Origin of the sequence: Pseudomonas sp. PDM03 (assembly GCF_014852385.1) — a bacterium.
Taxonomy (GTDB): Bacteria; Pseudomonadota; Gammaproteobacteria; order Pseudomonadales; family Pseudomonadaceae; genus Aquipseudomonas; species Aquipseudomonas migulae.
In genome coordinates, this window is sequence record NZ_JACVBM010000008.1 from 124,082 (window position 1) to 147,729 (window position 23,648).

Consider the following 23,648-nt stretch of genomic DNA (forward strand, 5'->3'; position numbering starts at 1 on the left):
TCGCGCACAGCACAAGATCAGGAGTGACCTGTGGATAAGTTGAAAGGCGCCTTGCTGGTAGGCGCTCTGCGGCTGTTTGCCCTGCTTCCCTGGCGAGCAGTGCAGGTGGTTGGCTCGGCCATCGGCTGGGTAATGTGGAAAACCCCAAACCGTTCCCGTGATGTGGTGCGGATCAATCTGGCCAAGTGTTTTCCGGAGATGGACCCTGCCGAGCGCGAGCGTCTGGTCGGCCAGAGCCTGAAAGACATCGGCAAGTCGCTGACCGAAAGTGCCTGCGCGTGGATCTGGCCGGCGCAGCGTTCCATCGATCTGGTGCGCGAAGTCGAAGGGCTCGACGTCTTGAAAGACGCCCTCGCCTCCGGCAAAGGTGTGGTCGGTATCACCAGCCACCTCGGCAACTGGGAAGTGTTGAACCACTTCTATTGCAGCCAGTGCAAACCGATCATTTTCTATCGTCCGCCAAAGCTCAAGGCTGTGGATGAATTGCTGCGCAAGCAGCGGGTGCAACTGGGTAACAAGGTCGCCGCCTCCACCAAGGAAGGCATCCTCAGCGTCATCAAGGAAGTGCGCAAAGGTGGTGCAGTGGGCATTCCGGCTGACCCGGAACCGGCCGAATCCGCCGGGATCTTCGTGCCGTTCTTTGCCACTCAGGCACTGACCAGCAAGTTTGTGCCGAACATGTTGGCAGGCGGTAAAGCGGTCGGTGTGTTCCTGCACGCCCTGCGGCTGCCGGACGGTTCGGGCTACAAAGTGATCCTCGAAGCGGCGCCTGAGGCCATGTACAGCACTGATACCGAGACGTCCTGCGCGGCCATGAGCAAGGTGGTCGAGCGTTATGTGCGGGCGTATCCGAGCCAGTACATGTGGAGTATGAAACGCTTCAAGAAGCGGCCGCCGGGTGAAGAGCGCTGGTATTGAGTTGATTGGCATGATCTGTGGATAACTGAACCTGTAGGAGCGAACGGTGCGGCGATCCGACTTGCCCGCGAAGGCGATATCACATCCAACATCAATGTTGAATGTAATGGCCTCTTCGCGAGCAAGCTTCGCTCCTACAGATTCGGGTTATCCACAACTGTTCTAAAAAGGGCGCAGAAGATGTCCGAACACCGCAAATCGTTTCGCATCAAGATCAGTCACGAAAGCTTCGGCGAATGCCTTGGCCAAACCCGAAATCTCTCGACCACGGGCGTCTACGTCAAGCATCCGGGCTTGTCGGCGTTGCCCAAGGGGGCGGTGGTCTATGGTCAGGTACAGGATTTACCCACAGGCGCGCCGCGGGTTCGCATGGAAGTGGTGCTGGTAGACGCTGACGGCATCGGCCTGCGCTACCTCTGATCAGTGCGCCTGGCGCTCAAGTTTCTTCAGGAACACCGTCATCTCCTTCTCCGCCTGCTTGTCGCCGTGAGCACGAGCAGCTTCCAGACCTTGCTCCCACGCCTGACGCGCGGCCGGATAGTCCGCCAGCGCCAGATGTGCCTTGCCCAACAGCTTCCACGCCGCTGAATACTTCGGGTCGAATTCGACGCAACGCTGGAAATGCTCGGCGGCCTTGGCGTTTTCCCCAAGATCCAGATAGCCCTTGCCGAGGCCGAAGCGCAGCAGTGAGTTATCCACACCCTTGGCGAGCATTTTTTCCAGGGATTCGATCATTGGGAACATTTCCGAATAGGCGGCGTTATTGAAATCGCATCGCCAGCAAGCCGGCTCCTACAGGTTATACGCAATCCTTTGTAGGAGCCGGCTTGCTGGCGATAGCGGTCTAACGGATCAGAAGAAGCTGAGGCCGACATGGAACAACTTCTCCACATCCCGAATATGCTTCTTATCCACAAGGAACAGAATCACATGGTCGCCCGCCGCGATCACCGTGTCATCGTGGGCAATGATCACCTCTTCATCACGAATGATCGCGCCAATCGTGGTGCCCGGGGGCAGACCGATGTTCTCGATGGCCTTGCCGATCACTTTGCTCGACTTCGCATCACCATGGGCAATCGCCTCGATGGCCTCCGCCGCACCACGGCGCAATGAATGCACGCTGACGATGTCACCGCGCCGCACGTGGGCCAGCAAGGTGCCGATGGTCGCCAGTTGCGGGCTGATGGCGATGTCGATGTCGCCACCCTGGATCAAGTCGACGTAAGCCGGGTTGTTGATGATCGTCATCACCTTCTTCGCGCCCAGGCGCTTGGCCAGCAGCGACGACATGATGTTGGCTTCGTCATCGTTGGTCAGCGCCAGGAAGATGTCGGCGTCGGCGATGTTCTCTTCCATCAGCAAATCGCGGTCGGAGGCACTGCCTTGCAGGACCACGGTGCTGTCGAGGGTGTCCGAGAGATGACGGCAGCGGGCTGGGTTCATCTCGATGATCTTCACCTGATAACGGCTTTCGATGGCCTCGGCCAGACGCTCGCCGATCTGCCCGCCCCCGGCGATGACGATGCGCTTGTAGCTCTCATCGAGGCGGCGCATTTCGCTCATCACTGCGCGAATATTCGCCTTGGCGGCGATGAAAAACACTTCGTCGTCCGCCTCGATCACCGTATCGCCCTGAGGCAAAATCGGCCGGTCACGGCGGAAAATCGCCGCTACGCGGGTTTCGACATTCGGCATGTGTTCACGCAACTGACGCAGTTGCTGACCCACCAGCGGTCCGCCGTAGTACGCCTTCACCGCGACCAGCTGCGCTTTGCCTTCGGCGAAATCGATCACCTGCAACGCACCCGGATGCTGGATCAGGCGCTTGATGTAGTTGGTGACCACTTGTTCCGGGCTGATCAGCACATCCACCGGAATCGCTTCGTTATCGAACAGCTCGGAGCGCGTGAGGTACGCGGCTTCGCGGACGCGGGCGATTTTCGTCGGGGTGTGGAACAGGGTGTGGGCGACCTGACAGGCGACCATGTTGGTTTCGTCACTGTTAGTCACCGCCACCAGCATGTCGGCATCGTCCGCGCCGGCCTGGCGCAGCACCGTCGGCAGCGAGCCGCGGCCTTGCACGGTGCGGATGTCCAACCGGTCGCCGAGGTCGCGCAGGCGTTCGCCATCGGTGTCGACCACGGTGATGTCGTTGGCCTCGCTGGCCAAGTGTTCCGCCAGCGAACCGCCGACCTGCCCTGCGCCGAGGATGATGATTTTCATCCAGTCACTCCCTTAAACCCGGTTAACCGCGCGCGGCGGCGATCTTGATCAGCTTGGCGTAATAGAACCCGTCGTGGCCGCCTTCCTGTGCCAGCAACTGGCGACCGTGGGGCTGCTTGATGCCGGCCGTGGTGGCGAGGTCCAGCTCACGGGCGCCCGGTGTGCGAGCGAGGAAGGCTTCGATGACTTCGGTGTTCTCGGTCGGCAACGTGGAACAGGTGGCGTAAAGCAGAATCCCGCCGACCTCCAGAGTTATCCACATGGCATCCAGCAACTCGCCTTGCAGCACTGCCAGCGCGGCGATGTCATCCGGTTGGCGAGTCAGCTTGATGTCCGGGTGACGACGGATCACACCGGTGGCCGAGCATGGCGCATCGAGCAGGATGCGTTGGAACGGTTTGCCGTCCCACCAGGTGGCCGTGTCGCGGCCGTCGGCGGCGATCAGTTCGGCGCTCAAGCCCAGGCGAGCGAGGTTTTCTCGCACACGCACCAGACGCTTGGCTTCCAGATCCACGGCGACGACGCCCGCCAGTGCGGGTTCGGCTTCGAGGATGTGGCAGGTCTTGCCTCCCGGTGCGCAGCAGGCGTCGAGCACCCGTTGGCCCGGCGCCAGGTCGAGCAAGTCGGCGGCGAGTTGCGCCGCTTCGTCCTGCACGCTGATCCAGCCTTCGGCGAAGCCCGGCAGACTGCGTACGTCGGCGGCGGCGTCGAGAATGATGCCGTCCCGGCTGTAAACGCACGCCGTGGCGGCGATGCCCGCTTCGGTCAGCAGACCCAAGTAGGCATCGCGAGTGTGATGGCGACGGTTGACCCGCAAAATCATCGGCGGATGCGCGTTGTTTGCCGCACAAATGGCTTCCCACTGCTCAGGCCAAAACGCTTTCAGGGATTTTTGCAGCCAGCGTGGGTGGGCGGTGCGCACCACCGGGTCGTGTTCCAGCTCGGCCAGCAGCGCTTCGCTTTCACGTTGGGCGCGGCGTAACACGGCGTTGAGCAAGGCTTTGGCCCACGGCTTCTTCAGCTTGTCGGCGCAACCGACGGTTTCGCCGATGGCGGCGTGAGCCGGGACGCGGGTGTAAAGCAGTTGATAGAGGCCGACCAGCAGCAACGCCTCGACATCGGCGTCGGCAGCCTTGAACGGCTTCTGCAGCAACTTGGCCGCGAGCGCCGACAAACGTGGCTGCCAGCGCGCGGTGCCGAACGCCAGGTCCTGGGTGAAGCCGCGATCGCGGTCTTCGACCTTGTCCATTTGTGTCGGCAGCGAACTGTTGAGCGAGGCTTTTCCGTTGAGAACTGCAGCAAGTGCCTTGGCGGCGGCCAGACGTGGATTCATTGAGCGTCCGCCGTTTGACCGAGCACGGTGCCGACGGCGAATTTCTCACGACGGCTGTTGAACAAATCGCTGAAGTTCAGCGCCTTGCCGCCGGGCAATTGCAGACGGGTCAGACACAGAGCCTGCTCACCGCAAGCGACGATCAGGCCGTCCTTGCTGGCGCTGAGGATTTCCCCCGGTGCGCCCTGCCCTTCGGCGAGGCTCGCGGCCAGCACTTTCAACGCTTCGCCATTCAACGTGCTGTGGGTGATCGGCCATGGGTTGAAGGCGCGGACCAGACGTTCCAGCTCAATGGCCGGGCGGTTCCAGTCGATGCGCGCTTCGTCCTTGTTCAATTTGTGTGCGTAGGTGGCGAGGCTGTCGTCCTGCACTTCACCTTCCAGCGTGCCGGCGGCGAGGCCGGCGATGGCTTGAATCACCGCCGGCGGGCCGAGTTCCGCCAGGCGGTCGTGAAGGCTGCCGCCAGTGTCTTCCGCGCTGATCGGCGTGGTGACCTTGAGCAGCATCGGCCCGGTGTCGAGGCCCAGTTCCATGCGCATCACGGTCACCCCGCTTTCGCTGTCGCCGGCTTCGACGGCGCGCTGGATCGGCGCCGCACCGCGCCAGCGTGGCAGCAACGACGCGTGGCTGTTGATGCAGCCCAGGCGCGGAATATCCAGCACCACTTGCGGCAGGATCAGGCCGTAGGCGACCACCACCAGCAAATCCGGCTTCAGCGCGGCCAGTTCGGCTTGAGCGTCTTCGTTGCGCAGGGTTGGCGGTTGCAGCACCGGGATGTTGTTTTCCTGGGCCAACTGCTTGACCGGGCTCGGCATCAACTTTTGCCCGCGACCTGCCGGACGGTCCGGTTGGGTGTAGACCGCGACGATCTCGTAAGGGCTGTCGAGCAGGGCCTTGAGGTGTTCGGCGGCGAATTCCGGGGTGCCGGCAAAGACGATGCGCAGTGGCTCAGTCATGGGAAGCTCTCATTTACAAAGCAGTCGCAAAAGAAAAAGGCTTGCCGCAGCAAGCCTTTGAAAGGAGGGCATCAAGCGTTCTGGCGATGGAGCTTTTCCAGTTTCTTCTTGATTCGGTCACGTTTGAGATTCGACAGGTAGTCGACGAACAATTTGCCGTTGAGGTGGTCGCATTCATGCTGGATGCACACGGCGAGCAGGCCTTCGGCGATCAGTTCGTAAGGCTGGCCGTCGCGGTCCAGGGCCTTGACCTTGACCTTCTGCGGGCGATCGACGTTTTCGTAGAAACCCGGCACCGAGAGGCAGCCTTCCTGGTATTGCTCCATCTCGTCGGTCAGGGGCTCGAACTCGGGGTTGATGAACACCCGCGGTTCGGTGCGGTCTTCGGAGAGGTCCATCACGACGATACGTTTGTGCACGTTGACCTGGGTCGCGGCGAGGCCGATGCCTGGCGCTTCATACATTGTTTCAAACATATCATCGACCAACTGACGCACTTCGTCGTCCACTACGGCCACAGGTTTGGCGATAGTGCGCAGGCGCGAGTCGGGGAATTCGAGGATGTCTAAAATGGCCATAAGCTTGATTGCTGCACGTGTGAGGTAAAGTCGGGTCGATGGCCTGGCAGGTCCGAAGATGCAGGCTACCGTTGTGAAGCGTAGCTCCTTTTCTTTTCGGTAAAGAGTCGGGAGCGAGCCACGAGGGCTCTGGCGTTTCACGCGAACGCACATAATAAAGGGATTCACCGCATGAGGAAATCACTACTCGCCTTGCTCCTTCTGGCCTCGGCCGGTTTGGCGCATGGGCAAGTGCAACTCAAGGAAGGTTTTCCACAGCAATACACAGTGGCGGCGGGTGACACACTTTGGGACATCTCCGGGAAATTCCTCCGTGAGCCGTGGAAGTGGCCCGAGCTCTGGCAGGCCAATCCGCAGATCCAGAACCCCAATCTGATCTACCCCGGCGATTTGCTGTCGCTGGTCTACGTTGACGGGCAGCCGCGCCTGACCCTCAATCGCGGGGCTTCCCGGGGCACCATCAAGCTCTCGCCACGGGTGCACAGTTCGCCGGTGGCCGACGCCATCCCGAGCATTCCGTTGCAGTCGATCAACAGTTTTCTGCTGAGCAACCGCATCGTCGACAAGGTCGAGGATTTCGACAAGGCGCCTTACATCGTCGCCGGCGATGCCGAACGGGTGCTCAGCGGCACCGGCGACCGGATTTTCGCCCGCGGCCATTTCGATCCGAACCAGCCGGTCTACGGCATCTTTCGCCAAGGCAAGGTTTATACCGATCCCGAGAGCAAGGAGTTCCTGGGGATCAATGCCGACGACATCGGCGGCGGTGAAATTGTCGCTACCGAGGGTGATGTCGCGACGCTTGCACTGCAACGCACCACTCAGGAAGTGCGCCTCGGCGATCGCTTGTTCAGCGGCGAGGAACGATCGATCAACTCGACCTTCATGCCCAGTGCGCCAAAAAAACCGATCAATGGCCTGATCATCGACGTACCGCGCGGGGTTACCCAGATCGGCGCGATGGATGTCGTGACGCTGAACCGGGGACAACGCGACGGTCTCGCCGAAGGCAACGTGTTGGTGGTGATGAAGACCGGCGAAACCGTGCGCGACCGGGTCTCCGGCCAGCCTCTGAAAATTCCCGATGAACGCGCCGGTTTGCTGATGGTGTTCCGCACCTACGACAAACTCAGTTACGGATTGGTGCTCACCGCATCGCGCTCCTTGGCGGTGATGGACAAGGTGCGAAATCCGTAAGCAGGCTCCACAAGTTACCAACAGAGTTATCCACAGCTTATTCCCGTTTGAACGGGGCTCATAACGATCAAGGATGATCCATGTCGCTGCCTGCTGTTACACCGGTTTCCCCTGCGGAACTGGAAGCCCGTTTACGTCTGCATCGTTTGCCGGAGCTCGGCCCTGCACGATTCAGGAAACTGCTCGAAGCCTTCGGCTCGGCGTCCAAAGCCATCAGCGCGCCGGCCAGTGCCTGGCGTTCGCTGGGCTTGCCGTTTGCTTGCGCCGAGGCTCGCCGGGCCGATGATGTCCGGGATGGCGCCAGCCACGCATTGGCCTGGCTAGACCGTCCCGGCCAGCATTTACTGATGTGGGACCAGCCTGACTACCCGGCATTGCTGGCGGAAATCAGCGACGCGCCGCCACTGCTATTCGTCGCGGGCGATCCGGGCATACTGGAAAAACCGCAATTGGCGATGGTCGGCAGTCGTCGCGCTTCCCGTCCGGGGATGGACACGGCCGCCGCGTTTTCGCGCAGTCTGGCTGGCGCCGGTTTTGTCATCACCAGCGGTCTGGCGCTGGGGATCGATGCCGCCGCGCATCAAGCCGCTCTGGACGTGGGCGGGCAAACGGTCGGCGTACTTGGCACGGGACTTGAAAAGTTTTATCCACAGCGCAACCGCAGGCTTGCCGATGCCATGATTGCGTCGGGCAGCGCGGTGCTTTCCGAGTTCCCGCTGGACGCCGGGCCTACGGCCAGCAACTTCCCGCGACGCAATCGAATCATCAGTGGTTTGTCCCTCGGCGTGCTGGTGGTCGAGGCCAGTGTCGCCAGCGGTTCCTTGATTACCGCGAGGCTGGCGGCGGAACAAGGTCGTGAGGTGTATGCGATTCCGGGATCGATCCATCATCCCGGCGCCAAGGGGTGTCATCAGCTGATTCGCGACGGCGCGATGCTGGTGGAAACCATCGAACATATCCTCGAAGCGTTGCGCGGCTGGCAGCAGTTGCCGTTAGCCATGCAGGCTCCGTCGGTGGCACATCCGCTGTTGATGCTGTTGCACGCGGCGCCGCACACCAGTGAAGCGTTGTCCGTCTCCAGCGGCTGGGCGCTGCCCAAAGTGCTGGCGGCGCTGACGGAACTGGAAATGGACGGCCGGGCGGTCTGCGAAAGCGGGCGCTGGTTTGCGCGGGTGAGCTAGGTTTTATAAGGAACATCGGTAAACTGCGCAGAGCCTTATTCCGGAGAGTTTTTCATGGTCAACAGTTGGCGTGTGCAACAAGCCGCGCAAGCCATTCGCGCAGGGGCGGTGATTGCCTATCCAACCGAGGCGGTCTGGGGCCTGGGTTGCGACCCGTGGGACGAAGAAGCGGTCGAGCGTCTGCTGATGCTAAAGGGCCGGTCGGTGGACAAGGGCCTGATTCTGGTTGCCGACAACATCCGCCAGTTCGACTTCCTGTTCGAAGATTTCCCTGAGCTGTGGATGGACCGCATGGCCAGCACTTGGCCGGGGCCGAATACCTGGCTGGTGCCGCATCGGAATCAGTTGCCGCAGTGGATTACCGGCGTGCACGAAACGGTGGCGTTGCGGGTCAGCAATCACCCGTTGGTGCGGGATTTGTGCGCATTGGTCGGGCCGTTGGTGTCAACCTCGGCCAACCCGCAGGGCCGGCCGGCGGCGCGGACGCGGATTCGCGTGGAGCAGTATTTCCGTGGGCAGCTTGATTTGATTCTTGGCGGCAACCTCGGTGGGCGCAAGAATCCGAGCGTGATTCGCGATCTGGCGACCGGGAGCGTCATTCGCCCGGGTTGAGACCGCGTCATCGTTCATCGCTGGCAAGCCAGCTCCTACAAGGTCCAAGTCGTTCGCAAAATATTCAAACGACTCGCACCTGTAGGAGCTGGCTTGCCGGCGATGGCGTCTTCAAGGCAACAAAACAGTCGAACCTGTCGTCCGCCGCGCCGACAACTCGGTCTGCGCCTTCGCCGCGTCAGCCAGTGAATACTTCTGGCTGATCTCCACCTTCAGCTTCCCGCTGATGATCATCTCAAACAACTCATCCGCCATCCGCTGCAGGTTTTCAGCGTTGTTGGCATAAGTCGCCAGTGTCGGCCGGGTCACGTACAGCGATCCCTTCGCCGACAAAATCCCCAGGTTTACCCCGTCCACTGCGCCCGAAGCGTTGCCAAAACTCACCACCAGGCCTCGAGGCGCTGTGCTATCCAGCGAAGTCAGCCAGGTGTCTTTGCCGACACCGTCGTACACCACCGGGACTTTTTTGCCGTCGGTCAATTCCAGTACGCGTTGTGCGACGTTTTCGTGGCTGTAGTCGATGGTCGCCCACGCACCGTTGGCCTTTGCCAACGCGGCTTTCTCCGGCGAGCTGACCGTGCCGATCAACTTCACGCCCAGCGCCTTGGCCCATTGGCAGGCCAGCGAACCGACACCCCCGGCAGCGGCATGAAACAGAATGGTTTCGCCACCCTTGAGTTCATAGGTCTGACGCAGCAGGTACTGCACGGTGAGGCCCTTGAGCATCACCCCGGCGGCCTGTTCGAAGCTGATCGCGTCCGGCAGGTGCACCAGATTGGCTTCCGGCAATACGTGAACTTCGCTGTAGGCGCCCAACGGGCCGCTGCCGTATGCCACGCGATCACCGACCTTGAAGCGGGTGACTTCGCTGCCCACCGCCTCGACCACGCCTGCACCTTCCGAACCCACGCCCGACGGCAAGGCGGGCGGCGCATAGAGGCCGCTGCGGAAATAGGTGTCGATGAAGTTCAGGCCGATGGCCTTGTTGGTGACGCGCACTTGCTGCGGGCCGGGCTCGGCCGGTTGGTAATCCACATATTCGAGCACTTCGGGGCCGCCATGGGCGCGGAACTGGATACGCTTTGCCATCAGAACTCTCCTTAGGTCTTCAGCTACTAGAGGTGTAGTGCCAAGCGCCCTATCGAACTCCCAAGCTTGATCCCCGTCAACTGTGGCGAGTCCATCTGCAATGTTATGCTACGCGCCCATTTGCGCCGGCCCCCGCTCCCATGGAGCGCCGCGTAGTTTTGCCCGATTCAAGGTGAAGACATGACGACCCGCACCGAGGCCGTAAAAGCCTACCTGCTCGACCTGCAAGACCGCATTTGCGCTGCCCTGGAAGCTGAAGACGGCGGCACGCAATTCGTCGAAGACGCCTGGACCCGGCCTGCTGGCGGTGGCGGTCGCACCCGCGTGATCGAGAACGGCGCGGTCATCGAAAAGGGCGGCGTCAACTTTTCCCACGTGTTTGGCAGCGGTCTCCCACCGTCCGCCAGCGCCCATCGACCTGAACTGGCCGGCCGTGGCTTTGAAGCCCTGGGCGTGTCGCTGGTGATTCACCCGCACAATCCGCATGTGCCGACTTCCCACGCCAACGTGCGCTTTTTCATCGCCGAAAAAGAAGGCGAAGAACCGGTCTGGTGGTTCGGCGGCGGCTTCGACCTCACCCCTTATTACGGCAACATCGATGACTGCGTGCACTGGCACCGCGTCGCCGAGCAGGCCTGCGCGCCGTTCGGTCCGGACGTCTATTCGCGCTACAAAGCCTGGTGCGACAGCTATTTCCACATCAAGCATCGCCACGAACCGCGCGGCATCGGCGGCCTGTTCTTCGATGATTTGAACGAGTGGGATTTCGACACCAGCTTCGCTTTCATGCGTGCAATCGGTGACGCTTACATCGACGCCTACCTGCCGATCGTGCAGCGCCGCAAAAATGATGCGTTCACTGCAAAACAGCGCGAATTCCAGGAATTCCGCCGTGGCCGATACGTCGAGTTCAACCTGGTTTACGACCGTGGCACGCTGTTCGGCCTGCAATCGGGTGGGCGTACCGAGTCGATCCTCATGTCGTTGCCGCCGCAAGTTCGCTGGAGCTATGACTGGAAAGCCGAGCCCGGCAGCGAAGAAGCACGCCTGACCGAGTACTTCCTGCAAGACCGCGACTGGCTGGCCCAGGCCTGAGGATTTCTGATGGATCGTTACGTCGTTTTCGGTAACCCGATCGGCCACAGCAAGTCGCCGTTGATCCATCGTCTGTTCGCCGAGCAGACCGCTCAGCAACTGGACTACAGCACTTCGCTGGCACCGCTCGACGATTTTTCCGACTTTGCCCGGGAGTTTTTCCTGGAAGGTCGCGGGGCGAACGTGACGGTGCCGTTCAAGGAAGAGGCGTTCCGTCTGGCCGACAGTTTGACGGCGCGAGCGCAGCGGGCTGGCGCGGTGAACACCCTGAGCAAGCTCGCCGATGGCACGCTGCTGGGCGACAACACCGATGGTGCCGGGCTGGTGCGGGACCTGACGGTCAACGCCGGTTTCAGCCTCAAGGGCAAACGCATCCTGCTGCTCGGCGCCGGCGGCGCAGTGCGCGGAGCGCTGGAGCCACTGCTGGCCGAGCAACCCGCCTCGGTGATCATCGCCAACCGCACGGTGGAAAAAGCCGAGCTGCTGGCTGAGTTGTTTGCGGATCTGGGGCCGGTGTCGGCCAGTGGTTTCGACTGGTTGCAGGAATCGGTGGACCTGATCATCAACGCGACATCGGCCAGTTTGTCGGGCGATGTACCGCCGATTGCGGGCACTCTGATCGAGCCGGGCAAGACCGTTTGCTACGACATGATGTACGGCAAGGAACCGACCTCGTTCTGCCGTTGGGCTACGGCGCATGGCGCTGCCGTGTCGATGGATGGTTTGGGGATGCTGGCTGAGCAAGCGGCAGAAGCCTTCTTGCTGTGGCGCGGCGTACGCCCGGACACCGCGCCGGTGCTGGCCGAACTGCGCCGCCAACTCGCGGCGTAAACACACTCTTACTACGCACACTGTAGGAGCCGGCTTGCTGGCGATGGCGACGCCGCGGTACATCAGGCAAACCGCGTTATCGTTGAATCGCCAGCAAGCCGGCTCCTACAGTCGGTTGGTATGCCGTGATCGCGGTCATTGTCCGGAGATGGGTGTGTTTCAATCTTCGAAATGGATCGGACATTTCTCTGCGCCTTCGAGCTTTCGCAACTCCTCCACCACCGGCGGTCGCGCCCCGCGCAAGGTCAGGCTACGGTCCTGCTTGCGTAGTCGCCGGGCTTCCTGGTGCAGCATTTCCACCCCCGAATAGTCGATGAAGTTGATCTGCTGCGCCTCGATCACCACCCGCGCCCCGTGCATGCGTTGCAGGCGCACTTGCAGGTAATGGCTGGCGCCGAAAAAGATCGACCCGCCGACCCGCAGAATGTCTTCATCGCCGTCGCGCCAATGCTGTACCCGTGGTTGCGAGGTGCGCTTGAGGTAGAAAAACAACGACGCGAGCACGCCGGCGTAGATCGCTGTCTGCAATTCCAGCAACAGCGTGGCGACACAGGTCAGCGCCATCACCATGAACTCGGCGCGGCTGACCCGCAGCAACGCGCGAATGCCGCGATGATCGACCAATCCCCAGGCGATCAGCAGAATGCTGCCGGCCATGGCCGGGATCGGAATATGCGCAATCAGGTTGGCGCCGAAGATCGCAAACAGCGCCACCCACAAAGCGGAAAACACCCCCGCCATTGGCGAACAGGCACCCGCTTCGTAGCTGAGGCCGGAACGGGTGAAGGAACCGGCTGACAGCGAACCGGAAAAAAACGCACCGACTATGTTCGATAAACCCTGCGCGCGGACTTCCTGATTGGCATCGAGCAATTGCTGCGAGCGCGCCGACAAGGAACGGGCAATCGACAGGCTCGTCACCAGCCCGAGCATCCCCACCGCTACTGCGCTGGGCAGCAATCGCAAAATCATGTCCAGATCCAGTGGCAACGGGCTGAAGGGCGGCAACCGCCCGACAAACGCGCTCACCAGGTTCACGTGGCCGAACATCGATGGCCACAGCCAAACCAGCAACCCGGCGAGGATCAGGGTGATCAGCAGCGTCGGCCAGCGAGGCAGCAACCCTTTCAGGATTATGCCGACGACGACTGTTGCCAGTCCCAGTACGAGCGAGGGTTTATCCACCGCATCGAGGTGCTGCAGCAGCATCAAAAAGCTGTCCAGTGCGGTGGCCTGGCTAGGCAAGTCCAGCCCCAGCAGGTTGGGCATTTGACCGATGGCAATCACCACGGCGGCGCCGAGGGTGAAGCCCAATACCACCGAGTGCGAGACAAAATTCACCAGTGCGCCGAACCGCAGCAAACCCAGTAGCCACTGGAAAATGCCGGCGAGCAGCGTCAGAAGCAGGATCAGCGTGATGTAGTCCTTGGACGCAGGGACGGCCAGAGGACTGACACTGGCGAACAGGACGATGGAGATCGCTGCCGTAGGCCCACAGATCAAATGCCACGATGAACCCCAGAGGCAGGCGATCAGCACCGGGATGATGGCGGCGTACAAGCCGTATTCCGGTGGGAGACCGGCGATCAGCGCGTAGGCAATGGATTGCGGCAACGCGAGAATGGCGCCGCTGAGGCCGACGATCAGGTCACGGCCGACGCTGGCGCGGGTCTGCCGGGGCAACCACGTGAGGAAGGGGAAGAGTGAATGGCGGCTGGGGAAGGCCATGGGTCCTCTCGGTTGAAAATTTTGCGCAAGGGTATCAGCCCAACACCTGTAGGAGCCGGCTTGCTGGCGATAATGGCACCGCGGTGTATCAGGTACACCGCGTTATCGTTGAATCGCCAGCAAGCCGGCTCCTACAGATCGGCATCCAGGCCCGAGGGGTTAGAGCTTGGCTTTTACCGCCGGCAACGCATCCTTGCCGTCCGCGGTCTTCACGCCTTCCAGCCATTTGTCCAGCACCGCCGGATTGGCCTTGATCCACGCCTTGGCCGCATCCGCATTGCTGAGCTTCTTGTTCACCACATCCGCCATGATGCTGTTTTCCATCTCCTGGGTGAAACTCAGGTTGGTCAGCAACTTGCCCACGTTCGGGCAGGCCTCGGCGTAACCCTTGCGGGTCAGGGTATGGACGCTGCCGGTGTCGCCGAAGTATTTCTCGCCGCCCTTCAGATAATGCATTTTCAGCTGCACGTTCATCGGGTGCGGCGTCCAGCCGAGGAAGGTCACGAATTTCTGTTTCTTCACCGCGCGAGACACTTCGGCCAGCATCGCCTGTTCACTGGACTCGACCAGTTTCCACTGGCCCATGTCGAAGTCGTTCTTCTTGATGATTTCTTGCAGCGAGATGTTCGCCGGAGCGCCGGAGCCGATGCCGTAGATCTTCTTGTCGAACTTGTCGGCGAATTTGTTCAGGTCGGCGAAGTTATGCACACCCGCGTCCCACACGTAATCCGGCACCGCCAGGGTGAACTCGGTGCCATCGAGGTTCTTCGCCAGTTGCGTGACGTCGCCGGTGGCGACGAACTTGTCATAGAAACCCTGCTGCGCCGGCATCCAGTTGCCGAGAAACACGTCGACCTGGCCATCCTTCAACCCGCCAAAGGTAATCGGCACCGCGAGGGTGTCGACTTTGGGCTTGTAGCCCATGCCGTCCAGCAGAAACCCGGTGATGGCGTTGGTCGCGGCGATGTCGCTCCAGCCAGGGTCGGCCATTTTCACCGTCTCGCAGCTCTGATCGGCATACGCCGACGCACTGCCCAGAGCCAGCAGTCCGATCGTCAGTACTGTGGATAACTTTTGCATGGACTTCCCCTTAACATTATTGGTTTTGGCAGGGTTGTGGATAACGTGCTTTACGCTCCAGATCGTCGAGGTCGATGTGGTTGCGCATGTACTGCTGACTGGCGTCCACCAGTGGCTGGTGATCCCAGCTCTTCAGCTTGCCGATGGTCAGTGCCTCGGCGACGAAACGCCGACGACGCTGGCTCGCGAGCACCTGTTGGTGTATCGCCGGGATGTTCCATTTGGCCCGTGCTTCGGCAAGAAATTCATCGAACAGGAGCCGATGTTGCGGCGACTGGCTGAGTTCTTCCTGTTCACGCGGGTCGTTGTGTACGTCGAAGAGCAGGCACGGGTCGTCTTCGCTGTAGATGAATTTGTAGGCGCCACGGCGAATCATCATCAGCGGACTGATGGTGCCTTCGGCCATGTATTCGCCGAAGACTTCGTCGTGACCGCCCTGCCCTTGCAGGTGCGGAACCAGCGAGCGGCCATCCAGCGGCAAGCCCGGCTCCAGAGCGCCGCCGGCCAACTCGACAAACGTCGGCAGCAGGTCGGCGGTGGAAACCGCTGCGCTGACCCGTCCGGCGCCAAACTGGCCGGGTGAACTGATCAACATCGGCACGCGCGCGGCCATTTCGTACCAATGCATTTTGTACCAGAGGCCGCGCTCGCCGAGCATGTCGCCGTGGTCGCCGGAGAACACGATGATCGTGTCGTTGATCAGACCGGTATCTTCGAGCGTTTGCAGAAGTTTGCCGACGTTGCTGTCGATATAGCTGCAAGCACCGAAATAAGCCCGGCGTGCATCGCGGATCTTATCCACAGGCAGCGGCTTGTCCCACAGGTCGTAGACCTTGAGCAAACGCTGGGCGTGCGGATCGAGCTCGGTTTGTGCCGGGGTTTCGGGCAATGGGATGTCGGCGTCGTCGTACAGATCCCAGAAGGCCTTGGGAATGGTGTACGGGTCGTGTGGGTGAGTCATCGACACGGTCAGGCAGAACGGCTGGTCGCCATCCTCACGAATGTGGTCGAACAGGTATTGCTGGGCCTTGAACACCACCTCTTCATCGAAATCCAGCTGATTGGTGCGCACGCAAGGCCCGGCCTGCAGTACCGACGACATGTTGTGATACCAGGTCGGACGCACGTCCGGTTCGTCCCAGTTCACTGCCCAACCGTAGTCGGCCGGGTAAATGTCGCTGGTCAGGCGTTCTTCGTAACCGTGCAGTTGGTCCGGGCCGCAAAAGTGCATCTTGCCGGACAACGCGGTGCGATAGCCGAGGCGCCGCAGGTAGTGGGCGTAGGTGGGCACGTCGGCAGGGAAATCGGCCGCGTTATCGTAGGCGCCGATCTTGCTCGGTAACTGACCGCTGACCAAGGTAAAACGCGACGGCGCGCAGAGTGGGCTGTTGCAATAAGCGGCGTCGAACACCACGCCTTCGGCGGCGAGGCGGCTGAGATTGGGCAATTTGATCGGCGAATGGCCGTAGAACGGCAACATTGGCGCGGCCATCTGATCGGCCATGATGAAAAGAATATTCTTGCGCTTCATGTGATCGCGGCATTCCATAGTGAATATTTATGCGAGAGTGCTGCAATCGAGCATGGAGTCCATGTGATTTGTGGTAAAGCCCATGCCAGGCAATGACTAGGATAAGCACAGCTTATGTATGACGCCCTCGGTGATTTGTCTCTGGATCTGCTCCGCGCCTTCGAAGCGGCCGCCCGCCATCACAGCTTCACCGCCGCTGCGGTAGAGCTCGGCACCACGCAACCGGCCATCAGCCAGCAGATCAAACGGCTGGAAGATCAACTCGCCACACGGCTGTTCGATCGCATTTATCGCGGGATCGAATTGACCGAGGCCGGGGCGATTCTTTTCGAGCAGGTTCAGCTCGGTTTGCAGAATATCGACGCAGGATTAAGTGCGATCAGTGCACAGCAACAGCATGAAGTGTTGCAGGTCGCCACCGATTTTGCCTTTGCCGCTTACTGGCTGATGCCCCGATTGCACCGCTTTCACGCGGCCAATCCTCATGTCGACGTTAGCCTGGTCACCAGCGAACGCAGCCTCAACATGCTGCGCACCGATATCGATGTTGCCGTGCTGTTTGGTGACGGGCGTTTTAAACAGGGCGAAAGCCATTGGCTGTTCAGCGAAGAAGTGTTCCCGGTGTGCAGCCCGCTGCTATTGAAGGACCGTCCCCTGCCCTTGCCGCCCCAGGGGCTGCTGGAATTTCCGTTGCTGCACCTGCGTGGCGAAAACAGCAGCAACTGGTTCGACTGGAGTGGTGTGTTTCGCGAACTGGGGATTACTTCGGCGCCGGCGCCCGGGCAGTTGCGATTCGACAATTACACGCTGTTGATTCAAGCGGCGATTGGCGGCCAGGGCGTGGCGATTGGCTGGCGGCACCTTGTGGATAACTTGCTGGCGCAAGGTTTGTTGTGTCGGCCAATTACTGAAACGGTGATGTCCCGGCAGGGTTATTACGTGGTCCTGCCCCAACGCAAACGGCGTGGGGTGTTGATTCAACAGTTTGTGGATTGGTTGATGGCCGAGCAGGCCAGCAGTGCGCAATCGCTGAATGGCCTGCCTTTGCCTTCGATTGCGGTGTGAAAGCAAAAAGGTCGTCCGGGCGCGGCCCGAGCTTTCACTACTCTGAAGTCGCCACGAAATTCACGTGTTCGCCCACGTGAAGATTGAAGTGCAATTCATCGGCGATCCCTATCGCGACACGTTTCAAGCGATCCAGCGGTTCGGCCAGCCCCGGTTCCAGGCTGCTGCTGGCGTGGCTGAAATGCTCGATCGTCAGCCCCGGGATGCCACGCGGTGCATTCACCAGCGTCCAGTGCAACTTACTGCTTTGCAGGGATTCGCGGATTTCTTCGGCGGCGTGGCGTTGCAGTTGATCCTCGATCTCCGGATCGTCCAACACCTCGAAATCCCCCACCAGAAACAGTCGGGCAATGCCGGCAGCCTGCATGCCGTCTATCAGCGCATCGACGGCGAGCACCTGTTCGACCGGGCCTGGAACAATGGTTTTTTCAACGTGTTCGCTGTTGAACGGCAAGCCTGGTGCGTCTAATAGACAGATGACGGCCGAACAACCCGCGACGCTTTGTTTGACGCGCTCGGCCTCAAACAGGTCGCCCGTCTTGGTGCGTAAACCCGGACGTGGCGCGAGTGCCGTCAAGTCATCGAGGATGGCGATCACTTCGTGTTGCCGCCGCAGCATCTCAGCCATCAGCGCACTGCCCAGGCTACTCATGGCACCATAAAGCACCACTTTTACCACCGGGGTTTCGGCATTTTTCATGGCTGGGCTCCGTTTCCTGGGTGTATGGCATTTGACCTGTGGGAGACGGTGAGGGTTCGACAGGGATTCAGAGGGTTTCAGATGCAACAGATCAAGGGCTACCACGCCCACGTGTATTTCGACGCCAGCACCATCGACCAGGCGCGAGCCTTGTGTGAGCAGGCGGCGCAGCTGTTCCCGCTGAAAATGGGGCGGGTGCACGAACGTCCGGTCGGCCCGCACCCGGACTGGAGTTGCCAACTGGCATTCGGGCCGGAACTCATCGGCGACGTGTTGCCGTGGCTGGCGCTCAACCGCAAGGGTTTGGTGGTGTTCCTGCACCCGGACACCGGCGACGATCTGCTCGACCACACCGAACATGCCATCTGGATGGGGGCGATCCGGCCACTGGACCTGTCTATTTTTTGATCAGAGTGTTTCTTCGGCTTCGCCCGGCAGGTGTTCGTCCAGGTGCAGCCAGGGCAGACGGCTGTCGGTCCAGATGTGCCGCTCGGCCGGAGCCTGCTCGGGATGATCGAGGGTGGCGATGGTCAGGTCGATGCTCTCGGGACTGAGGTGTGTCACCAGCGCGAGTTGCGCCCCACAGGTCGGGCAGAAATATCGTACGCAACTGGATGACGAGGCGTACTGCGCCGGTGTGCCTTTCAGCCATTCAAAGGTCGATGAGGGCACGGTGATCCAGGTGGTCACGATCCCGCCGCTGACCCGCCGGCAAATCGAGCAGTGACAATGGGCGATGTCGTGCAGCGGGCCGGTGAATTGATAGCGCAGTTGTCCGCAGTGGCAGCCGCCGGTGTGAAGCTCGTTCATCACATTTCCTCCTGTTGCGTATGTTCCGACGCCATCGCCGGCAAGCCGGTCTCGCTCCCACAGGGGAACGCATTTCCATGTGGGAGCGAGCCTGCTCGCGATCGTGTCGACGTGGTTTAAAGCCTAGCCCCCGTCCGACGACCGGTCGCACATCCGGTCAATGCTTTCACCAGCGAAAGCTGGCTGAAAGCTTCCCCGATTAGGATCGCCCCCACTACCGGCAACAGACCGGTCGGCCAATGCCAGTGTTTTATCGCTCGCACAGCCCATTTAACAACAACAATGGTGACCCTGATGTCCTTTGATACCCGCCGCTTCGCCGCAACTCCGCCCGTACGCCTCGTGCTTCCCGTTCTGCGCTGACCCACCCGGTTCGCCCATTCCCTAGCCGCGCTACGCCTGGAGTATTCCCATGCTGACTTTCCTTGGCTTCGCCATGGTCATCACGTTCATGTTCCTGATCATGACCAAGCGCCTGTCTGCGCTGATCGCCCTGATCATCATTCCAATCGTCTTCGCCCTGTTCGGTGGTTTTGCGCCGAAGATCGGCCCGATGATGCTCGAAGGCATCACCAAGCTTGCGCCAACCGGCGTGATGCTGATGTTCGCCATCCTCTACTTCGCCCTGATGATCGACTCCGGCCTATTCGACCCGGCCGTGCGCAAAATCCTCAAACTGGTCAAGGGCGACCCGTTGAAAGTTTCGGTCGGCACCGCCGTACTGGCGCTCGTCGTCTCCCTCGATGGTGACGGCGCGACCACTTACATGATCTGCGTGGCCGCCATGCTGCCGCTCTACAGCCGCATCGGCATGAGCCCGCGGATTATGGCTGGCCTGATCATCCTCGCCGGTGGCGTGATGAACATGACGCCATGGGGCGGTCCGACTGCCCGTGCGGCCAGTGCGTTGCATGTGGACCCGTCGGATATCTTCGTACCGATGATTCCGGCAATGGCTTTCGGTGTCCTGGCCATCCTGGCCATCGCTTACTTCTACGGCAAACGTGAACGTGCGCGTCTGGGTGAGCTGCACCTGGTGGGCGATGAAATCGACCACAGCGAAATCAGCGTTTCGCAGTTCCCGGACGCCCGTCGTCCAAAGCTGATCTGGTTCAACGGTGCCCTGACATTCGCACTGATGTGCACCCTGATCGCAGGCCTGCTGCCGTTGCCAGTGTTGTTCATGGTGGCGTTCAGTATTGCCATGATCGTCAACTATCCTTGCCTGCAACAGCAGAAGGATCGCGTTGCGGCCCACGCCGGCAGCGTGCTGGCGGTGGTCGGTTTGATCTTCGCGGCGGGTATCTTCACCGGTATCCTGTCGGGCACCGGCATGGTCGATGCGATGTCGAAGAGCCTGTTGGCGGTCATCCCGGATTTCCTCGGCCCGTACCTGGCCGTGATCACCGCGCTGGTGAGCATGCCGTTCACGTTCTTCATGTCGAACGACGCATTTTATTACGGCGTGTTACCAGTACTTGCCGAAGCGGCCAGTCATTACGGTATAACCGCGGTTGAAATGGCACGTGCCTCGATCGTCGGTCAGCCCGTCCACTTGCTGAGCCCGCTGGTACCATCGACCTATTTGTTGGTGGCCCTGGCCGGTATCGACTTCGGTGACCATCAGCGCTTTACCCTGAAATGGGCAGTGCTGGTGTGCATGTGCATACTGGTTGCAGCATTGCTGATGGGGATTTTTCCGCTGTTCAGCACTCTATAAGCCCAAGACTCACCACTGGGGGTCCAGGCTTCGTTGTTTGAAGCCCGGGCCCTTTGTGGTTTAACACATCCTCAAAGGAATACACATGGAATGGCTGACCAACCCTGAAATCTGGGTTGCCTTCTTTACCCTGACCGCCCTGGAAATCGTCCTGGGTATCGATAACATCATCATGATTTCGATCCTGGTCAGCCGCATGCCCAAGCACATGCAGGCGCGCACCCGAATCTTCGGCCTGGCGCTGGCCATGGTTACGCGGATTCTGTTGCTGCTGTCGATCACCTGGGTCATGCGCCTCACCGCTGACTTGTTCGAAGTGTTCGGCCAGGGCATTTCCGGGCGAGACCTGATCCTGTTCTTCGGTGGTCTGTTCCTGCTGTGGAAGAGCTCGCAAGAGATGTACCACGCGCTGGAAGGTGAAGACGAATCCAACGAGGAGCCGGGCGGCAAGGGCGGCAACTTCTTCTACACCATCGTCCAGATCGCGATCATCGACATCGTGTTCTCGCTGGACTCGGTGATCACCGCCGTCGGCATGGTCTCCCACGTACCGGTCATGGTCGCGGCGATTGTTGTGGCTGTGCTGGTGATGATGCTGGCTTCCGGCACCATCAGCTCGTTCATCGACAAGCACCCGTCGCTGAAGATGCTGGCGCTGTCGTTCCTGCTGATCGTCGGTACCGTGCTGATTGCTGAATCCTTCGACGTGCACGTGCCAAAAGGCTACGTCTACTTCGCCATGGCGTTCTCGCTGGCGGTGGAAGCGATCAACATCAAGATGCGCACCGCGATTGCGAAAAAGAAGAAACAGCAGGATCCGGTGAAACTGCGCAAGGATATTCCTGGGCAGTAAGTCACACGTAAAACCTGTGGGAGCGAGCCTGCTCGCGATGGACTCAGGGGCGCCGCGTTTATCCTGTAAGCGAGCGTCTTCGTTAACGACCATCGCGAGCAGGCTCGCTCCTACATGAATCGGGGGCCTTCGGGCCCCTTTTTCACGTCTGCATCAAGCTGTTTTCATGACAGTTTTGTTTCAATCACCTCTTTAGCTATGCGATGCTGGCGCGCAGACCGTTAGCCAACTACAGCTTAAGTACACAACGTAGAAAGTCGCGCGGCACCGTCAACTTGCTCCTTTGGGGCGCTACCACCACAGGGGGCCCTTATGCTCACCCTGCTCAATTTGTTATCTGCCGTGGCCTTGTTGATCTGGGGCACGCACATCGTCCGAACCGGCATCCTGCGGGTCTACGGTTCCAACCTGCGCCATGTGATCGGCCAGAACATGTCCAAGCGCTGGCTGGCGTTCATCGCCGGCATAGTCGTGACCGCCATGGTCCAGAGCAGCAACGCCACCGCCATGCTCGTCACCTCCTTTGTCGGTCAGGGCCTGATGGCGCTGATGCCTGCGCTGGCGACCATGCTCGGCGCCGATGTCGGTACGGCGCTGATGGCGCGGGTGCTGACGTTTGATTTGTCATGGCTGTCGCCGCTGCTGATTTTCCTCGGGGTGATTTTTTTCCTGTCGCGCAAACAGACACGACTCGGCCAGATGGGCCGGGTGGCCATCGGTCTGGGCCTGATCATTCTGGCCCTGCAACTGATCGTCGAAGCGGCGGCGCCGATCACCCAGGCGCAAGGGGTCAAGGTCATCTTCGCCTCGCTGACCGGCGACATCCTGCTCGATGCCTTGGTCGGCGCCCTGTTCGCGATGGTTTCCTACTCCAGCCTGGCCGCCGTCCTGCTGACCGCGACCCTGGCCGGGGCCAGCGTGATCAGCTTGCCGGTGGCCATCGGCCTGGTGATCGGCGCGAACATCGGCAGCGGTATTCTGGCGTTCATGAGCACCAGCATGCAGAACGCCGCGGGCCGTCAGGTGGCGCTCGGGAGCCTGCTGTACAAGCTGATCGGCTTGTTGCTGATCATTCCGGTGCTCGACCCGTTGGTGCACTGGATCGACAGCCTCGACTTCAGCCCCCAGGAAATGGTCATCGGCTTCCACTTGCTCTACAACACGGCTCGCTGCCTGATCTTGCTGCCGACGGTCGGCCTGATGGCGAGGCTTTGTGCCTGGCTTTTGCCGGAACGCCCGGAAATCAACGGCACGGCCAAACCGCGACACCTTGATCCGACGGCGCTGGTCACCCCCAGCCTGGCGCTGGCCAATGCCGTCCGGGAAACCCTGCGCATCGGCGATCTGATCGACAGCATGCTCGAAGCCATGCTCGACGTGCTGCGCGGCAAGCAAACTGCCGTCACCCAGGAAATGCGTCGCCTGACCGATGATGTGGATGCGCTCTACAACTCGATCAAGCTCTATCTGGCGCAAATGCCCCGTGAAGACCTCAGCGAACAGGACAGTCGGCGTTGGGCGGAAATCATCGAACTGGCGATCAACCTCAAACTCGCCAGCGACCTGATTGAGCGCATGTTGCGCAAGGTGCAGCAACAGAAAACCTCGCAGCGCCGGTCTTTTTCCGAGGTCGGCCTGGACGAATTGGCGGGGCTGCACAGCCAGCTGATTTCCAATTTGCGCCTGGGGTTGTCGGTGTTCCTCAGCGCCGACAAGGAAAGTGCGCGCCAGCTGCTGCGGGAGAAGCGTCGCTTTCGTGCACAGGAACGCCGCCTGGCCCATGCTCACGTCAGCCGGTTGCAACGTAAGATTGTGCAGAGTATCGAGACCAGCTCGCTGCACCTGGAGCTGATCGCCGACATGAAGCGTCTGAATTCTCTGTTTTGCAGCAGTGCTTACGTGGTGCTGGAAACGTCTGACACCGGTGCGCTCGCTGTAGATGATTTGGCTGACATCACACATTCGCCTTGAACGTCTGGCAGTGTGGTCAGTCAGTTATATGTATTCAGCTTGATGGCCATTCGCGAGCAGGCTCGCTCCCACATTTGAAATGCATTCCTCTGTGGGAGCGGCGGTGCGACGATTCGACTTGCTCGCGAAGAGGCCCTGACTGACGACACGGATCTCCAAATCAGCCGTATGGAA

23 protein-coding genes are annotated in these 23,648 nt (G+C 60.6%); 12 read left to right on the forward strand and 11 right to left on the reverse strand.

The features are described 5' to 3' along the window. Positions 1-30 precede the first annotated feature (30 nt). Positions 31-918 carry a lysophospholipid acyltransferase gene (locus IB254_RS14140; RefSeq protein WP_192417802.1) on the forward strand — a complete coding sequence of 296 codons (888 nt, stop codon included), beginning with the start codon at positions 31-33 and terminating at the stop codon, positions 916-918. Positions 919-1,098: 180 nt separating this feature from the next. Next, on the forward strand, positions 1,099-1,338 hold the full coding sequence (locus IB254_RS14145) for a PilZ domain-containing protein (protein ID WP_008027574.1): 240 nt from the start codon (positions 1,099-1,101) through the stop codon (positions 1,336-1,338). Here IB254_RS14145 and IB254_RS14150 read toward each other — a convergent pair whose 3' ends face one another. From IB254_RS14150 to def, 5 genes are all read right to left on the reverse strand, one after another. Then, the gene (locus IB254_RS14150) at positions 1,339-1,653 is read right to left on the reverse strand and encodes a tetratricopeptide repeat protein (RefSeq protein ID WP_008027576.1); all 315 of its coding nucleotides are present in this window, start codon (positions 1,651-1,653) and stop codon (positions 1,339-1,341) included. Positions 1,654-1,770: 117 nt separating this feature from the next. Continuing rightward, positions 1,771-3,144 carry a Trk system potassium transporter TrkA gene (gene trkA, locus IB254_RS14155; RefSeq protein ID WP_008027578.1) on the reverse strand — a complete coding sequence of 458 codons (1,374 nt, stop codon included), beginning with the start codon at positions 3,142-3,144 and terminating at the stop codon, positions 1,771-1,773. 22 nt (positions 3,145-3,166) lie between these two features. Beyond that, positions 3,167-4,477 (reverse strand): 16S rRNA (cytosine(967)-C(5))-methyltransferase RsmB, encoded by a 1,311-nt coding sequence (gene rsmB / locus IB254_RS14160; RefSeq protein ID WP_008041465.1) that lies wholly within the window; start codon positions 4,475-4,477, stop codon positions 3,167-3,169. Next, positions 4,474-5,433 (reverse strand): methionyl-tRNA formyltransferase, encoded by a 960-nt coding sequence (gene fmt, locus IB254_RS14165; protein ID WP_192417804.1) that lies wholly within the window; start codon positions 5,431-5,433, stop codon positions 4,474-4,476. Before fmt ends, rsmB begins: the two co-directional genes overlap by 4 nt. A 71-nt stretch (positions 5,434-5,504) precedes the next feature. Continuing rightward, positions 5,505-6,011: a peptide deformylase gene (def, locus tag IB254_RS14170; RefSeq protein WP_008027583.1), complete on the reverse strand. Its 507-nt coding sequence runs from the start codon at positions 6,009-6,011 to the stop codon at positions 5,505-5,507. A 171-nt stretch (positions 6,012-6,182) separates the two neighbouring features. Here def and IB254_RS14175 point away from each other — a divergent pair, with 171 nt between their 5' ends. The 3 genes from IB254_RS14175 to IB254_RS14185 all read left to right on the forward strand — a co-directional run bounded on the left by IB254_RS14175 (position 6,183) and on the right by IB254_RS14185 (position 9,001). After that, complete coding sequence (locus IB254_RS14175; RefSeq protein WP_192417806.1) at positions 6,183-7,208, forward strand: LysM peptidoglycan-binding domain-containing protein; 1,026 nt, start codon at positions 6,183-6,185, stop codon at positions 7,206-7,208. Positions 7,209-7,288: 80 nt separating this feature from the next. Further along, complete coding sequence (dprA, locus tag IB254_RS14180; RefSeq protein ID WP_008027588.1) at positions 7,289-8,389, forward strand: DNA-processing protein DprA; 1,101 nt, start codon at positions 7,289-7,291, stop codon at positions 8,387-8,389. A gap of 54 nt (positions 8,390-8,443) precedes the next feature. Continuing rightward, complete coding sequence (locus tag IB254_RS14185; protein ID WP_008041467.1) at positions 8,444-9,001, forward strand: L-threonylcarbamoyladenylate synthase; 558 nt, start codon at positions 8,444-8,446, stop codon at positions 8,999-9,001. A 111-nt stretch (positions 9,002-9,112) separates the two neighbouring features. On the opposite strand, the gene IB254_RS14190 is transcribed toward IB254_RS14185, so the two are convergent. Next, the gene (locus IB254_RS14190) at positions 9,113-10,090 is read right to left on the reverse strand and encodes an NADPH:quinone reductase (protein ID WP_008027591.1); all 978 of its coding nucleotides are present in this window, start codon (positions 10,088-10,090) and stop codon (positions 9,113-9,115) included. 180 nt (positions 10,091-10,270) lie between these two features. Here IB254_RS14190 and hemF point away from each other — a divergent pair, with 180 nt between their 5' ends. Then, on the forward strand, positions 10,271-11,185 hold the full coding sequence (gene hemF, locus IB254_RS14195; protein WP_008027593.1) for an oxygen-dependent coproporphyrinogen oxidase: 915 nt from the start codon (positions 10,271-10,273) through the stop codon (positions 11,183-11,185). A 9-nt stretch (positions 11,186-11,194) separates the two neighbouring features. Next, positions 11,195-12,016, forward strand: coding sequence for a shikimate dehydrogenase (gene aroE, locus IB254_RS14200; RefSeq protein ID WP_192417808.1), 822 nt, complete (start codon positions 11,195-11,197; stop codon positions 12,014-12,016). Positions 12,017-12,175: 159 nt separating this feature from the next. Here aroE and IB254_RS14205 read toward each other — a convergent pair whose 3' ends face one another. From IB254_RS14205 to betC, 3 genes are all read right to left on the reverse strand, one after another. Beyond that, on the reverse strand, positions 12,176-13,744 hold the full coding sequence (locus IB254_RS14205) for a SulP family inorganic anion transporter (protein ID WP_192417810.1): 1,569 nt from the start codon (positions 13,742-13,744) through the stop codon (positions 12,176-12,178). 159 nt (positions 13,745-13,903) lie between these two features. Next, entirely contained in the window at positions 13,904-14,824 is a 921-nt protein-coding gene (gene choX, locus IB254_RS14210) for a choline ABC transporter substrate-binding protein (RefSeq protein ID WP_192417812.1), read from the reverse strand. A 16-nt stretch (positions 14,825-14,840) separates the two neighbouring features. Further along, on the reverse strand, positions 14,841-16,355 hold the full coding sequence (gene betC, locus IB254_RS14215; RefSeq protein ID WP_192417814.1) for a choline-sulfatase: 1,515 nt from the start codon (positions 16,353-16,355) through the stop codon (positions 14,841-14,843). 114 nt (positions 16,356-16,469) lie between these two features. Here betC and IB254_RS14220 point away from each other — a divergent pair, with 114 nt between their 5' ends. Continuing rightward, positions 16,470-17,420: a choline sulfate utilization transcriptional regulator gene (locus tag IB254_RS14220; protein ID WP_192417815.1), complete on the forward strand. Its 951-nt coding sequence runs from the start codon at positions 16,470-16,472 to the stop codon at positions 17,418-17,420. Between the two features lie 37 nt (positions 17,421-17,457). Here the strand turns inward: IB254_RS14220 and IB254_RS14225 are convergent, their stop codons facing one another. After that, positions 17,458-18,120: an NAD(P)-dependent oxidoreductase gene (locus IB254_RS14225; protein ID WP_192417817.1), complete on the reverse strand. Its 663-nt coding sequence runs from the start codon at positions 18,118-18,120 to the stop codon at positions 17,458-17,460. Positions 18,121-18,201: 81 nt separating this feature from the next. Between IB254_RS14225 and IB254_RS14230 the strand changes: the two genes are divergently transcribed. Beyond that, a complete protein-coding gene (locus IB254_RS14230; protein ID WP_008027608.1) occupies positions 18,202-18,528 on the forward strand; it encodes a DOPA 4,5-dioxygenase family protein in 327 nt (108 codons plus the stop codon). Here IB254_RS14230 and IB254_RS14235 read toward each other — a convergent pair whose 3' ends face one another. Next, positions 18,529-18,930: a GFA family protein gene (locus IB254_RS14235; RefSeq protein WP_192417819.1), complete on the reverse strand. Its 402-nt coding sequence runs from the start codon at positions 18,928-18,930 to the stop codon at positions 18,529-18,531. 412 nt (positions 18,931-19,342) lie between these two features. Between IB254_RS14235 and IB254_RS14240 the strand changes: the two genes are divergently transcribed. The 3 genes from IB254_RS14240 (at position 19,343) to IB254_RS14250 (ending at position 23,474) form a co-directional block, all read left to right on the forward strand. Next, positions 19,343-20,650 (forward strand): CitMHS family transporter, encoded by a 1,308-nt coding sequence (locus IB254_RS14240; RefSeq protein WP_192417821.1) that lies wholly within the window; start codon positions 19,343-19,345, stop codon positions 20,648-20,650. An 85-nt stretch (positions 20,651-20,735) separates the two neighbouring features. Further along, positions 20,736-21,503, forward strand: a complete 768-nt coding sequence (locus tag IB254_RS14245; RefSeq protein ID WP_192417823.1) for a TerC family protein — start codon at positions 20,736-20,738, stop codon at positions 21,501-21,503. Between the two features lie 312 nt (positions 21,504-21,815). Continuing rightward, positions 21,816-23,474: a Na/Pi cotransporter family protein gene (locus IB254_RS14250; RefSeq protein WP_192417825.1), complete on the forward strand. Its 1,659-nt coding sequence runs from the start codon at positions 21,816-21,818 to the stop codon at positions 23,472-23,474. The last annotated feature ends 174 nt before the right edge of the window (positions 23,475-23,648 follow it).